This is a genomic window from Bradyrhizobium lablabi, from assembly GCF_018131005.1.
GTDB lineage: Bacteria > Pseudomonadota > Alphaproteobacteria > Rhizobiales > Xanthobacteraceae > Bradyrhizobium > Bradyrhizobium lablabi_D.
The window spans coordinates 480,402-493,607 of sequence record NZ_JAFCJK010000003.1 but is presented as its reverse complement, the minus strand read 5'-3'; the positions used below and the strand labels follow the sequence as shown (position 1 = coordinate 493,607).

The following is a 13,206-nucleotide window of genomic DNA, read 5'->3' as shown; positions in this document are numbered from 1 at the left end:
TTTGCTGAGTGTTGTTCAGTTCGCCGATCCGGCGAAGTGGTGTTCCAACATGAGGCAATTGTTATGCATCTGATGTCCCGTCCTGATATGACAGATTCCTTGCAGCTGCAGGCGCTGATCGAGGACTTGAATTGGAGAGTGCAACTCTTCAACGCGGACATCTCAGAGGAAGAAAAAAGGACGAAGGTATTCGATCCAGCGAACGTCGCTTATTCGATCCTTGCGATGAACCTAAGAGAGCGTCGCCAGAACCTGTTGGCGACCATTCGTACCCTGGATCATCAGTTGAGGGCTATCGACCCTCTGGTGCGCGCCGCCGCTTAGTGGCGATACTTCGGAAGTCGTCATGCCGTATGGCTAACGACGCCCGCGGCAAAAACCGTATCCGGGGCCATTACGTGTGTAAGAGGCCATGCATTCGCGGGAGCGTAATACTACAGGTTGCCGGCTCAGCAGACTCGGGAATCCCGGCCTACCGGAAGCCGCCAATAATCGCAGGGGCAATGCTTCGACAGCAAATGGATGGATCAAAGCGCGATGAGTGCCCGATGTGTGTCGCTCTCGCAACGTTACAATTGTTCCGTAGTCCCGCGCAGTCATTTCGACTTCACAGGATGACGAATCCGGCGTTTAATTATGGCGGACCTGGGGCATGGGATTTTATCTCGAAGTCATTTTGAGGCCGGGTTCAGGAGGCCGCTGTCCAGCGCCAGCGGTCTCTTAGTTTATTTCAATCGTAGGAGGGAGGTCCGATGTGCCTACCCAGGTATTATGGGCTTTCGCCACGTCCATCGGTTGGACGGTCGTCGTGGCCGCGATCCTGATCTATATGATTTTCAGCCCTGGCTAAGCTCGGGACCTTGTTCAATCATGCGGCCTCGGCATTGATGGCGGTTACGGCGAGCTTGCTGAGCGCCTCGTCAGTCTTCTTTTCCTCGGCCAGCGTCTGGTCGATGAGCCTGACGGCGTCCTGCATGCCTAGTTTGGTTGCCCAAGCCTTTAACGTGCCGTAGCGGGCGATCTCGTAGTGTTCGACTGCCTGGGCGGCGGCAAGCAGCCCGGGGTCGAGCGCCGGCGTGTCGGCGTACTCCTCCATGATTTCCTTGCCCTCGTCGATGATTCCCTCGATCGCATCGCACTTTTTGCCGCGTGCCGGCTTGCCCATGAGTTCGAAGATCTTCTCGAGCCGTTCGATGTGGCCTTCCGTCTCGTCATGATGCTTATCGAAGGCGGCGCGCAGTTGGTCCGAGGCCGCGGCCTTGGCCATCCGCGGCAGCGCCTTGTAGATCTGTTTCTCGGCGTAGTAGATGTCCTTCACCGTATCGAGGAAGAGGGCACTGAGATCCTTGTCCGGCATGGGCGCTCTCCGTTGGTCGGGGGTTGCTTCGTGCGTCTCAACACGCGCGTCACAGCCAAGTTCCTATCTTTGATGGCCCGGAGGGAGGGCGCGTTGTCGCGGCCGAAGGGCGGGCTACTTTGCTTGCGGCCCCGCGCCGCGCGATCATGACATGACCCTCTAGCAGCCGCACCGACGCGGACTGTCGGTGTTGTCAAACTGCCGCGCTAACCCGACTTGACGGCTCTGTTGGCTCTCTCTTGAGCGCTCGCATGCACCGGTGAAGATTGTCGCGCGCCGGGACCCGGATGCACATGGACGGCCTTGGCCGTGAGCGGCTCGCCGCATTCCGAGCAGACCATGACGGGGTCGAACACCTTCTTGCAGGTCTTATGCTCGTGCAGCATCGGCCGCCCGCGCGAGTCGCCCATGTGGATGTCGCCCCAATGCACGATCGACATGATGATCGGGTAGAGGTCGAGGCCCTTCTGCGTCAGAATGTATTCGTAGCGCTTCGGCGATTCCTGGTACGGGATCCGGCGCAGCACGCCAAAGCGGACCAGTTTCTTCAGCCGGTCGGCGAGCAAATGCCGGGTAATTCCCAGCGTCGACTGGAATTCATCGAACCGGCGGATGCGAAGAAAGCATTCGCGCAGGATCAGCAGGCTCCAGCGGTCACCGATCACCGCAACGGTGCGAGCCAGCGAGCAGGGTTCCTCTTCAAGCGTATCCCATTTCATCAATGTCTCCAGTCACCTCCGACGCGAAAGCGATTTGAATTCTAAATCAGAACGAAATGAAGTCAACGCCTGTGCGGCAAATAATGAGGTTTTGTGCGATTCATGAGTTGACAGTTCTAAAAAAGAACTTTATGGATGCGCTGAGGATGAAGCTGATGACACCGCTGCGACAAATCGGAAGGGATGTGCATTCCATGGCAACCCCGCTCAAGCTTGAGTTCCACTTCGATTTCGGCAGTCCCAACGCCTATCTCGCCGAACTCGTGCTGCCGGAGATCGAGCAGCGGACTGGCGTTAAGTTTGCCTACGTTCCCGTTCTGCTCGGCGGCGTGTACAAGGCGACCGGCAACCTGTCCCCCGGCGAGTCATTGCGCGGGATCAAGAACAAGCCCGAATACAACGCGCTCGAGACCGAGCGCTTCTTGCGGCGCCATAACATCACGAAGTTCAGGTTCAATCCGTTCTTCCCCGTCAACACGCTGATGCTGATGCGCGGCGTCGTCGCGGCCGGGTTCGAAGGGCTGTTCGAACCCTATTTCCGCGCCGCCTATCATCACATGTGGGTCGAACCCAAGAAGATGGACGATCCCCAAGTCTTTCGTGACGCGTTCCTGTCCTCGGGCCTCGATATCGATCGCATCATCGCTCGCGCGCAGCAGGATGAAGTCAAGAAGAAGCTGATTGCAAACACCGATGACGCCGTGGCCCGGGGTTCGTTCGGATCGCCGACCTTCTACGTCGGCGACGAGATCTTCTTTGGAAAGGATCGTCTGCGCGAGGTCGAAGAGGAGATCGTCGCGCAATTGGCTGCCGAGCGGCGCAAGACCGCCTGATTCAGCGCGCAGGACAAAAACGGGCCCGAGGGCCGTTGCAGGGAGGTGTCAGTGGTGGCTTCGATGCAGACGGCGGCGGTAGAACATCTGGAAGGCTTGCCGAACCGCCTCCACGAGGTGATGGACCGGCACGTCGGCGCGACGCCGGACCGGCTCGCGCTGATTGACGACAAGGCAAGGCTGACCTATCGCGAGCTCGATCGGGCAGTGAGTACTGTCGCGGCGGCGCTGCAGGCGCTCGGCATCCGCGCCGGCGACCGGATGATGATCGTCAGCGAGAACTCGATTGCGCTCGCCTGTCTGCTGCTGGCCGCAAGTCGGCTCGATGCCTGGGCGATCGTGGTCAATCCGCGACTGTCGCCGCGCGAAGTCGATCAGATCAGGGATCACAGCGGCGCCCGCCGCGCCTTCTTCACCGCTGACGTGTCGCAGGAGGCCGCCGCCCACGCCAGGCGCTATGACGCGCCGGTGCGGGATGTCGGCCCGCTCCATGGCATCGGCGTAAGCCGCCTGAACGAGGCCACGCCGGCGGAGCCGGTCGAGGCTGAGGGCGCCAGGCAGGTCGCCGTTCTGATCTACACGTCGGGCACCACGGGCACGCCGAAGGGTGTGATGCTGACCCACCGGAATCTCTTGTTCAGCGCACGTGGCACCGCCGCCTGGCGCAAGATGACGGCGGATGACGTGCAATATTGCGTGCTGCCGATCTCCCATATTGTCGGCATCTCGCTGCTGACCATGACGCTGATGGTGGGCGCCACCGTGCGACTGGTCACGAAATACGATCCCGCTGCTCTTGTGAAGGCGATGGCGGAAGAAGGCATCACTATCCTCAACGGAGTGCCCGCGACCTATCAGCGCCTGCTCGAATACCGGCGCAATGCGGGGCTGCCGCAGCTTGATCGCGGCAGGTTGCGCGTGATTTCGGTGGCCGGTGCGCCGCTCGACCTCGAGCTCAAATCACGGGTCGAGCAGGAGCTCGGCCTGCCGCTGCTCAACGGCTACGGTATCACCGAATGTTCACCGGGGATTTCCGGCGTCCGGCCCGATGCGCCGCGGGCCGATCATGCGGTCGGCTCGATCCTGCCGGGGCTCGAAGCCAAGGTCATCGGGCGTGATGGCAAGGTTGTCGCCAGCGGTGAAGTCGGCGAACTCCATGTGCGCGGCCCGAATGTGATGCGCGGTTACTATCGCGCTCCCGATCTGACTGCGAAGGCGATCGATCCCGACGGCTGGTTCAACACCGGCGACCTTGCCCGGTTCGACCGCGACTGCCTCTACATCGTCGGACGGACCAAGGAGATGATCATCCGGTCCGGCTTCAACGTCTATCCTGCGGAGATCGAAGCGGTGCTGAGCACGCACGATGCGGTGGTGCAATGCGCCGTGGTCGGGCGGCAGGTGGAGGGCAACGAGGAGGTCGTGGCCTTTGTGCAATTGATCAAAGGCTCGAACACCACCGCGCAGGACCTGCTGGCCCATGTCTCTCCGCAGCTCACCTCCTACAAGCGCCCGTCCGAGATCATCCTTCTCGATGCGCTCCCGGCGACATCAACCGGGAAGATCCTGAAGCACAAACTGGCGGAGTCGCTGCGCAGTGCGGGCTGATGCCTCGCCCGGAGAAGAGTTCACCTCAACGCAAGGCCGGAGAAAACCATGCAGAAGAGAAACGCAACGGTAGCTGTGATCGGTGCCGGCGACTACATCGGCGGCGAGATTGCCAAGAAATTTGCTTCCGAAGGCTTTACGATCTTCGCCGGCCGCCGCAACGGCGCGAAGCTCGAGCCGCTGGTCAAGGACATCGAGGCCGCTGGCGGCGAGATTCACGCCCGCTCGCTTGACGCGCGCAAGGAGGAAGAGATCTTTTCCTTCCTCAACGACGCCGACAAGCATGCCCCGCTGGAAGTCTGCATCTTCAACATCGGCGCCAACGTCAATTTCCCGATTCTGGAGACCACCGAGCGCGTGTTCCGGAAGGTCTGGGAAATGGCCTGCTATTCCGGCTTCCTGGCGGGACGCGAGGCGGCACGGCTGATGCTGCCGCGCGGAGGTGGCAACATCTTCTTCACCGGCGCGACTGCGTCCTTGCGTGGCGGTAGCGGCTATGCCGCCTTCGCCAGCGCCAAGTTCGGACTGCGGGCGGTGGCGCAGGCGATGGCGCGCGAATTGGGGCCGAAGAACATTCACGTCGCGCATCTGATCATCGACTCCGGCGTTGATACCGAATGGGTGCGGCAGCGCCGCGTCGAGGCGCTGGGACCCAATGCGCTTGACGATCCCGACCTCTTGATGCCGCCGTCGTCGGTCGCGGCGTCCTACTGGCAGCTCTATCAGCAGCCGAAGAGCGCCTGGACGTTCGAGCTGGAAATCCGTCCCTTCGGCGAGAAGTGGTAGGGAGTCCGTTCGATGGAGCTCGCGCTTTCTCCTGAAGATGCGGCGTTTCGCGACGAGGTTCGCGCCTTCATCAAGGACAACTATCCGGCCGAGATGCGCGTCGCCAATCCGGAGACCGACCTCTCCAAGGAGCAGATGCTGCTCTGGCATCGCATCCTGCACAAGAAGGGCTGGATCGCGCCGCTCTGGCCGAAGGAATATGGCGGGCCCGGCTGGTCGATCACCCGCCGCTTCATCTTCGAACAGGAAACGACCCGCGGGGGCACCATGCCGCCACTGGCGTTCAGCGTCACCATGGTCGGCCCGGTCATCTATACCTTCGGCAGCGGCGCGCAAAAGAAAAGGTTTTTGCCACGCATTCTCTCCGGCGAGGACTGGTGGTGCCAGGGCTATTCCGAGCCGGGATCGGGCTCCGATCTCGCCTCGGTCCGGACCAAAGCAGTGCGTGACGGCGACCATTATATCGTCAACGGTCACAAGACCTGGACCACGCTCGCACAACACGCCGACTGGATTTTCTGTCTGGTGCGCACCGATCCCGCCGCCAAACCGCAGTCCGGCATCTCTTTCCTGCTGATCGACATGAAGTCGCCGGGCGTCACAGTCCGGCCGATCATCACCATCGACGGCAGCCACGAAGTCAACGATGTTTTCCTCGAGAACGTCCGTGTGCCCGCCGAGAATCTGATCGGCGAAGAGAACAAGGGCTGGACCTACGCGAAATTCCTGCTCGGCAATGAGCGCACCAGCATGGCCGGGATCGGCCGTTCCACGCGTTACATTGCGCGCCTGAAGAAGGTCGTGAAGGCCGAGATCCCGGAACACGATCCGGCGTATCTCGAATTCCTCAGGGACATCGCCCGCGTCGAGCTCGACGTCCTGGCGCTGGAAGCAACCGAACTTCGCGTCGTCGCCCAAATGGCGCGCGGCATCGACCCGGGGCCCGCGGCATCGTTGTTCAAGATTCGCGGCACCGAGATTTTCCAGACCATTACGGAATTGACCCATCGCGCGATCGGCAATTACGGCCTTGCGATCCGCGAGCATCCGGTCAGCGCCAATCATTTCATGCCGGGCCCGGATTACGGCCACACCGTGTCGGAAAAATATCTCAACTCGCGCAAGCTCAGTATCTACGGCGGATCGAACGAGATCCAGCGCAACATCATCGCGAAAGCGGTGCTCGGTCTGTAAGCGGCAGCGTCACGAGAGGATCGGATGGATATCCAGTTTACGGAAGAGCAGGAATTGTTGCGATCGAGCGTCCAGCGGCTCCTACGGGACCAGTATGATTTCGATGCCCGGCGCAAGATCATCGCAAGCGAGGACGGCTTCAGCCGCAAACACTGGGCGGCCTTCGCCGAGCTTGGTCTGCTCGCCGCGCCATTTTCGGAAGATGTCGGCGGGCTCGGCGGCGGGGTGCTGTCGACCATGATCATCATGCAGGAGTTCGGCCGTCACCTTGTCGTCGAGCCATTCGTCGAGACGGTCGTGCTCGCCGGCGGCGTGATCGAGCAGGCAGGATCTGAAGGGCAAAAGCAGAGCTTCATCCCCGACATCATCGCGGGGAGCAAGATCTGGGCGTTGGCGTGGACCGAGAAGGGCTCGCGCTTCGATCTGGCGGCGGTGACGACCACCGCTCGCCGCGATGGCGAGGATTATGTCCTGACCGGCGACAAGACCGCCGTTCTTGCAGCTCCTTGGGCTGACTACCTCATCGTCTCCGCCCGTACCTCGGGGCACCGCCACGACCGCGGCGGCGTCAGCCTGTTCGTGGTCGATCGCCGCGCTGCGAATTTGCATCTGCAAGGTTTCAAGACCATCGACGGCCGCCGTGCTGCCGAGGTCAGCCTGCGCGATGTGCGCGGTCAATTGCTTGGAAGAGAAGGCGAGGGCATGGCCGTGCTGGAAGCCTGTCGCGACCGCGCGATCGGCGCGCTGTGCGCCGAGGCCGTCGGCGCGATGGAGGAGCTGAACTCGGCGACGCTGGAATATTCCAAGACCCGAAAGCAGTTTGGCGTCACGCTCGGCACCTTCCAGGTGCTGCAGCACCGGATGGTCGACATGTTCATCGCGCATCAGGAGGCGCTCTCGCTGATGCAGCACCTCAATCTCAGCCTCGGCGCGAGCGAGGCCGGTGTCTCCCGGCTGGCGTCGGGCGCCAAGTCGAAGATCGGTTATGCTGGAAAGTTCGTCGCCGACCAGGCCGTCCAGCTCCACGGTGGTATGGGCATGACCGACGAGCTCGATGTCGGCCATTACTTCAAGCGAATTTCCTCCATCAACATCCAGTTCGGCGATCCCGCCTACCACGTGCTGCGCTACGCGCAGCTCGATACGGCCGCTTAAGGCAGAGAGGCAAGCATGACGACTGAAGCAGTGATCGTTTCCACCGCCCGCACCGGCGTCGGCAAGGCCTATCGCGGCGCGCTCAACAACACCGACGGACCGACCATGGCCGGCCATGTGATGGCCGAGGCAGTGAAGCGTGCCGGCATCGCGCCCGGCGAGGTCGAGGACGTGGTGATGGGCTGTGCGATGCAGCAGGGCACCATGGTGATGAACGTTGCGCGCAAGGGCGCGATCCGCGCCGGCCTCCCGGTCACGGTCGCCGGCACCACGATCGACCGCCAGTGCGCCTCCGGGCTGCAGGCGATTGCGGTCGCCGCGCGCTCGGTGATGCTTGACGGCGTCGAGATCGCGATCGGAGGCGGCATCGAGTCGATCAGCCTGGTGCAGAACGAACACATGAACCGCTTCCACGCCGTCGACGAGGAGCTGATGGCGATGAAGCCGGACATGTACATGTCGATGCTGGAGACCGCCGAAGTCGTCGCCGAGCGCTACGGCATCGGCCGTGACCGGCAGGATGAATACAGCCTCGAATGCCAGCGCCGCGTCGGCGCGGCGCTGCAGGGCGGCCGCTTCAACGACGAGATCGTGCCGATCACCACGAAGATGGCCGTCGTCAACAAGGATACCAAGGAAGTCAGCTATCAGCAGGTGACCCTGGCGAAGGATGAGGGCCCGCGTCCCGACACCACCGCCGAAGGACTCGCAAAGATCAAGCCCGTGTTCGAGGGCAAGACGATCAGCGCCGGCAATGCCAGCCAGCTCTCGGATGGCGCTTCTGCGTGCGTGATCATGAGCGACAAGATCGCGGCCAGGAAGGGCCTGAAGCCGCTCGGCATCTTCCGCGGCTTCGTGGCCGCGGGCGTCGAGCCGGACGAAATGGGTGTCGGCCCCGTCGCCGCGATCCCGAGGCTGCTGAAGCGCCACAATCTGAAGATCGACGACATCGATCTCTGGGAGCTCAATGAAGCCTATGCGGTGCAGGTGATCTATTGCCGCGACAAGCTTGGCATCGATCCAGACAAGTTGAACGTCAATGGCGGCTCGATCGCAATCGGCCATCCCTACGGCATGACCGGCGCGCGGCTAACCGGCCACCTCCTGATCGAGGGCCGCCGGCGCAAGGCCAAGTACGGCGTGGTCACCATGTGCATCGGCGGCGGCATGGGTGCAGCCGGCCTGTTTGAAATCGTCCACTGATCGGAAAACGCGGGAGCAAATCGTGAAGACAGCAATCACCGAACTGTTCGGCATCCAGCATCCGATCATCCAGGGCGGCATGCATTATGTCGGCTTCGCCGAACTCGCCGCGGCGGTGTCGAGCGCCGGAGGACTTGGCATTATAACGGGGCTCACCCAGAAGACGCCGGAACTGCTGGCGAAGGAAATCGCGCGCTGCCGCGAGATGACCGACAAGCCGTTCGGAGTGAACCTGACCTTCCTGCCAAGCTTCACGGCGCCGCCCTATCCGGAATACATCGCCGCCATCCGTGAAGGCGGCGTCAGGATCGTCGAGACGGCCGGGCGCAGCCCGGAGCAGTACATGCCGGCGCTGAAGGCGGCCGGCATCAAGGTGATCCACAAATGCACCTCGGTGCGGCATTCGCTCAAGGCCGAGAAGATCGGCTGCGACGCGGTCAGCGTTGACGGATTTGAATGCGGCGGCCATCCCGGCGAGGACGACATCCCGAACATGATTCTGCTGCCTCGTGCGGCCGACGAGTTGACGATCCCCTTTGTGGCCTCGGGCGGCATGGCGGATGCGCGCAGCCTGGTCGCGGCACTCGCCATGGGCGCGGCCGGCATGAACATGGGCACCCGCTTCATCGCGACGAAGGAGGCGCCAGTCCATCCCAATGTGAAGAAGGCGCTGGTCGAGGCGACCGAGCTCGATACCCGCCTCGTCATGCGCGCGCTGCGCAACACCGAGCGCGTTCTGAAGAACAAGGGCGTCGACCAGCTTCTCGAGATCGAACGCGAGAAGGGCGCGAGCCTGAAAATCCAGGACATCCACGAGCAGGTCGCCGGCGTCTATCCCAAGGTGATGATCGAGGGCGAGATGGATGTCGGCGCCTGGAGCTGCGGCATGGTGGTCGGCCTGATCCACGATGTCCCGACGGTCAAAGGGTTGATCGACCGCATCATGGTCGAGGCCGAGCAGATCATCCGGCAGCGGTTGACCGGCTTCCTCGACGGTACCGTTCAAAATGCACCGGCCCGCGCAGTGGCCTGACGGAGACCGCCATGACCGAGCATGTCAAAACCGAAATCACCAACGGCATCCTAACGCTGACGCTGCAGCGCCCGGAGAAGAAGAATGCGCTGACGGGCGCCATGTACGACGCTCTATCTGATGCGCTGAGAAAGGCGGAGGCGGATGCCTCCGTCCGCGTGGTGCTGATCCAGGGTGACGGCGACAGCTTTACGGCCGGCAATGATCTGGCCGATTTCGCGAGCCAAGCGCGCGGCGAGGTTCCCGTCGATAGTCCTGCCCACCGTTTCATCGAGACCATCAGCAAGGCCGGCAAGCCGCTGGTCGCCGCCGTGCAGGGCAATGCCGTCGGCGTCGGCACCACAATTCTGCTGCATTGCGATCTCGTCTATCTCGCCGACAACGCGCGGCTGATCACGCCTTTCGTCAATCTCGCGCTGGTTCCGGAAGCGGCGTCGAGCTGGCTGTTGCCGTTGCGGATCGGACATGCGCGCGCCTACGCCATGTTTGCGCTGGGCGAGCCGATGGAGGCGTCCGCTGCGCTCGCGTGTGGTCTGGCCAACGCAGTGGTGCCGCAGGCCGAATTGCGCAAGCGGGCGCTTGACGCAGCGACGACGCTGACCAAACGCCCCGCGGGCGCGCTGGGCCAGACCAAGAAGCTGATGCGTGATCACCAGCGGATCGCGGCGCAGATTGCCGAAGAAAGTCAATTGTTCAAGGAGCGCCTGAAGACACCGGAGGCGCGCGAGGCGTTTGCAGCCTTCGCCGAACGGCGTCCGCCGGATTTCTCGAAAGTCGGCTGATCAACGGGCGAGCGGATCACAACACCGAGGGAGCGAGCATGGGCAGCGCGGGCAGTTATCAGTATCCGACCATGGAATCGGTGATCTACGGTAGGCCCGCGGCCGAGGCGCTGCGCGACGAGGCCGAACGTCTCGGTGCCAAACGCGTCTATCTGATCGCAAGCCGCACGCTCAATACGACGACAAGCGAGATCGAGAAGATCCGCACGGCCCTTGGCGACCGTCACGCCGCGACCTTCGACGGCATCCCGCAGCACACCACGCGCGAAGTGGTGGTCAAGGTGGCAAGACAAGCCAAGGACGCGAAAGCCGATCTGGTGGTTGCGATCGGCGGCGGCTCGGTGGTCGATGCAGCCAAGATCGCGCTGATGTGCATGGAGCACGAGATTTTCGAACAAGACGGGCTCGATGGCTTCGAGACCACGCCGGAGCGGCGCTTCGGGCAATTCCGGACCCCGAAGGTCCGTATGATCGCCATTCCGAGCACACTATCGGGCGGCGAATACAATTCCGGCGCGCTGGTCACCGATGTCAGGCGCAAGCTGAAGCAGATCTTCAATCACCCCATGATGATGCCGCGCAGCATCATCCTCGATCCCGCGATGACCAGATACACGCCGGAGAAACTCTGGCTTGGCTCCGGCACTCGCGCCATGGATCACGGCATCGAGGCGATTTGCTCCAGCCGTCCCAATGTGCTCGTCGATACCGTGTGTCAACGGGGGTTACGCTATCTGCATGATGGTCTGCTGCGCACCAAGAACGACCCGAACGACGAAGAGGCGCGACTGAATTGTCAGTTGGGCTCGTGGATGTCGGCCTTCGGATTGCAGGCAAGGGTGCCGATGGGCGCGAGCCATGCCATCGGCCATGTGCTCGGAGGTACCTGCGACGTACCGCACTACTTCTGCACAGCGGTAATGATGCCGAGTGTGCTGCGGTACAATCACCCGGCTACAGAAGCCGCTCAGAAAACGATAGCCGCGGCGCTCGGCGCGCCGGATCGCGACGCCAGCGAAGCTTTCGCAGACTTCATTGCGGAGCTCGGCCTGCCACGGCGGCTGGCCGAGGTCGGCGTGGACGAGGGCCGTTTCGATCTGATCGGCAAGAACGCGATGCTGTCGATTTTTACACGCGCGAACCCGCAACCGATCCGCGAGCCAGCCGATGTCGTCAAGATACTGAAGCTAGCGGCCTGAATAGTGGTCTGATGATGAAGCCAGCCTCGCGTTCGACTTCGCGGGCCATAGGTAGACCGCGCAAATAGTGGAGGAACGTACGGTGTTTCGAAGCATCCGACTGGCCTATGCACTTGCGATTACGATTTCGGCACCCTGCTGGGCGGGCGATGCGCCCGGCGTCACGGCGACAGGAATCAAGATCGGGGGCATATTTCCGTTAAGTGGAGCCGCTTCCTCAATCGGTCAGGTTGGCCACGGCGTGCATGCCTACGTGCAATCGATCAACGATCGCGGAGGTATCAACGGACGCAAGATCGAATACATTGTTCTCGATGATGCATATAGCCCGCCGAAGGCGTTTGAACATGCGCGCAAGTTGGTGGAGAGTGACGAGATCGCGTTCATGTTCAGCCAGCTCGGTACGGCGGGCAATTCGGCCGTGGCAAAATATCTTGCCACGAAGCGGGTGCCGACGATCGCGATCGTCACAGGCGCGAGCAAGTTCACCGCTATCAAGGACTATCCGCTCACGACCACCGGCCTTGTCAGTTACGACACCGAGGGGAAGATCTACGCAAGATATCTGATGCGTTCCTTGCCCACGGCAAAATACGCAATCCTGTTCCAGAACGACGATCTTGGCCGTGACTACGTCAACGCCTTCAAGGCCGTCCTGGGCGCAGATTTCAACAAGCGTGTGATCACCGCCAGTTACGAGGTAACGGAGCCGACGGTTGACTCGCAGGTGGTGGCACTTAAGAGCTCCGGCGCCCAAGCTCTGTTCATTGCAGGTACGCCGAAGTTTGCCGCACAGGCTATCCGCCGCGCGGCCGAGACGGGCTGGAAGCCGATGGTCTTTATCAATTTCCCCTCGTCATCGGTCGCCGGCACGCTGAAGCCGGCGGGCCTGGAAAACTCCGTCGGTGTGATTGTCGGCACTCCGAACAAGGATCCGAACGACGAGAATTGGAAGGATGACGAGGGCGTCAAGGCCTACCGCGCCTTCTTCGAGAAATATCTGGCGGGATCCGATATCAGCAACACGAGCTACCTCACCGGCTATCAGCAAGGAATGGTGCTGGAGCAGATCCTCCGGCAATGCGGCGACGATCTCTCGCGAGACAACGTCATCAAGCAGGCGAAGTCTCTGAAGAGCCTCGCGTTGCCGACAGCGCTGCCCGGTGTCCGGATCAACACCAGCGAGAGCAACAACATGATCTGGACGCAGTTGCAACTCCAGCGCTGGACCGGGACACGCTGGGAGCAGTTCGGTGAAATTCTCGACGCGGGCTCGGAGTAGACGTCCGCCGACCTGATGCCCGGGAGCACAGGCATGGGCATCGCCGCGCGAAGAA

General features: G+C 62.0%; 13 protein-coding genes. 11 read left to right on the top strand and 2 right to left on the bottom strand.

Going from position 1 to position 13,206, the window contains the following annotated elements; all coding sequences use genetic code 11:
* The first annotated feature begins 63 nt into the window (after positions 1 to 63).
* The gene (locus JQ553_RS12230; RefSeq protein ID WP_212500185.1) at positions 64 to 324 is read left to right on the top strand and encodes a hypothetical protein; all 261 of its coding nucleotides are present in this window, start codon (positions 64 to 66) and stop codon (positions 322 to 324) included.
* A 544-nt stretch (positions 325 to 868) separates the two neighbouring features.
* On the opposite strand, the gene JQ553_RS12225 is transcribed toward JQ553_RS12230, so the two are convergent.
* Positions 869 to 1,357, bottom strand: a complete 489-nt coding sequence (locus tag JQ553_RS12225) for a ferritin-like domain-containing protein (protein WP_212500183.1) — start codon at positions 1,355 to 1,357, stop codon at positions 869 to 871.
* 206 nt (positions 1,358 to 1,563) lie between these two features.
* Positions 1,564 to 2,076 carry a helix-turn-helix domain-containing protein gene (locus JQ553_RS12220; RefSeq protein ID WP_212500182.1) on the bottom strand — a complete coding sequence of 171 codons (513 nt, stop codon included), beginning with the start codon at positions 2,074 to 2,076 and terminating at the stop codon, positions 1,564 to 1,566.
* 194 nt (positions 2,077 to 2,270) lie between these two features.
* Between JQ553_RS12220 and JQ553_RS12215 the strand changes: the two genes are divergently transcribed.
* The 10 genes from JQ553_RS12215 to JQ553_RS12170 all read left to right on the top strand — a co-directional run bounded on the left by JQ553_RS12215 (position 2,271) and on the right by JQ553_RS12170 (position 13,151).
* Positions 2,271 to 2,909, top strand: a complete 639-nt coding sequence (locus JQ553_RS12215) for a 2-hydroxychromene-2-carboxylate isomerase (protein WP_212500180.1) — start codon at positions 2,271 to 2,273, stop codon at positions 2,907 to 2,909.
* Between the two features lie 63 nt (positions 2,910 to 2,972).
* Entirely contained in the window at positions 2,973 to 4,517 is a 1,545-nt protein-coding gene (locus JQ553_RS12210) for a class I adenylate-forming enzyme family protein (protein WP_212500378.1), read from the top strand.
* 48 nt (positions 4,518 to 4,565) lie between these two features.
* Complete coding sequence (locus JQ553_RS12205) at positions 4,566 to 5,303, top strand: SDR family oxidoreductase (protein ID WP_212500178.1); 738 nt, start codon at positions 4,566 to 4,568, stop codon at positions 5,301 to 5,303.
* A 12-nt stretch (positions 5,304 to 5,315) separates the two neighbouring features.
* On the top strand, positions 5,316 to 6,497 hold the full coding sequence (locus JQ553_RS12200) for an acyl-CoA dehydrogenase family protein (protein ID WP_212500177.1): 1,182 nt from the start codon (positions 5,316 to 5,318) through the stop codon (positions 6,495 to 6,497).
* A gap of 24 nt (positions 6,498 to 6,521) precedes the next feature.
* On the top strand, positions 6,522 to 7,652 hold the full coding sequence (locus JQ553_RS12195) for an acyl-CoA dehydrogenase family protein (protein WP_212500175.1): 1,131 nt from the start codon (positions 6,522 to 6,524) through the stop codon (positions 7,650 to 7,652).
* A gap of 15 nt (positions 7,653 to 7,667) precedes the next feature.
* Positions 7,668 to 8,855 (top strand): acetyl-CoA C-acyltransferase, encoded by a 1,188-nt coding sequence (locus JQ553_RS12190; RefSeq protein WP_212500174.1) that lies wholly within the window; start codon positions 7,668 to 7,670, stop codon positions 8,853 to 8,855.
* A gap of 22 nt (positions 8,856 to 8,877) precedes the next feature.
* Complete coding sequence (locus JQ553_RS12185) at positions 8,878 to 9,888, top strand: nitronate monooxygenase family protein (RefSeq protein ID WP_212500172.1); 1,011 nt, start codon at positions 8,878 to 8,880, stop codon at positions 9,886 to 9,888.
* Between the two features lie 11 nt (positions 9,889 to 9,899).
* Positions 9,900 to 10,670, top strand: a complete 771-nt coding sequence (locus JQ553_RS12180) for an enoyl-CoA hydratase-related protein (RefSeq protein ID WP_212500171.1) — start codon at positions 9,900 to 9,902, stop codon at positions 10,668 to 10,670.
* Positions 10,671 to 10,708: 38 nt separating this feature from the next.
* Entirely contained in the window at positions 10,709 to 11,869 is a 1,161-nt protein-coding gene (locus JQ553_RS12175; RefSeq protein ID WP_212500169.1) for an iron-containing alcohol dehydrogenase, read from the top strand.
* Positions 11,870 to 11,951: 82 nt separating this feature from the next.
* Positions 11,952 to 13,151 (top strand): ABC transporter substrate-binding protein, encoded by a 1,200-nt coding sequence (locus tag JQ553_RS12170; protein ID WP_212500168.1) that lies wholly within the window; start codon positions 11,952 to 11,954, stop codon positions 13,149 to 13,151.
* The last annotated feature ends 55 nt before the right edge of the window (positions 13,152 to 13,206 follow it).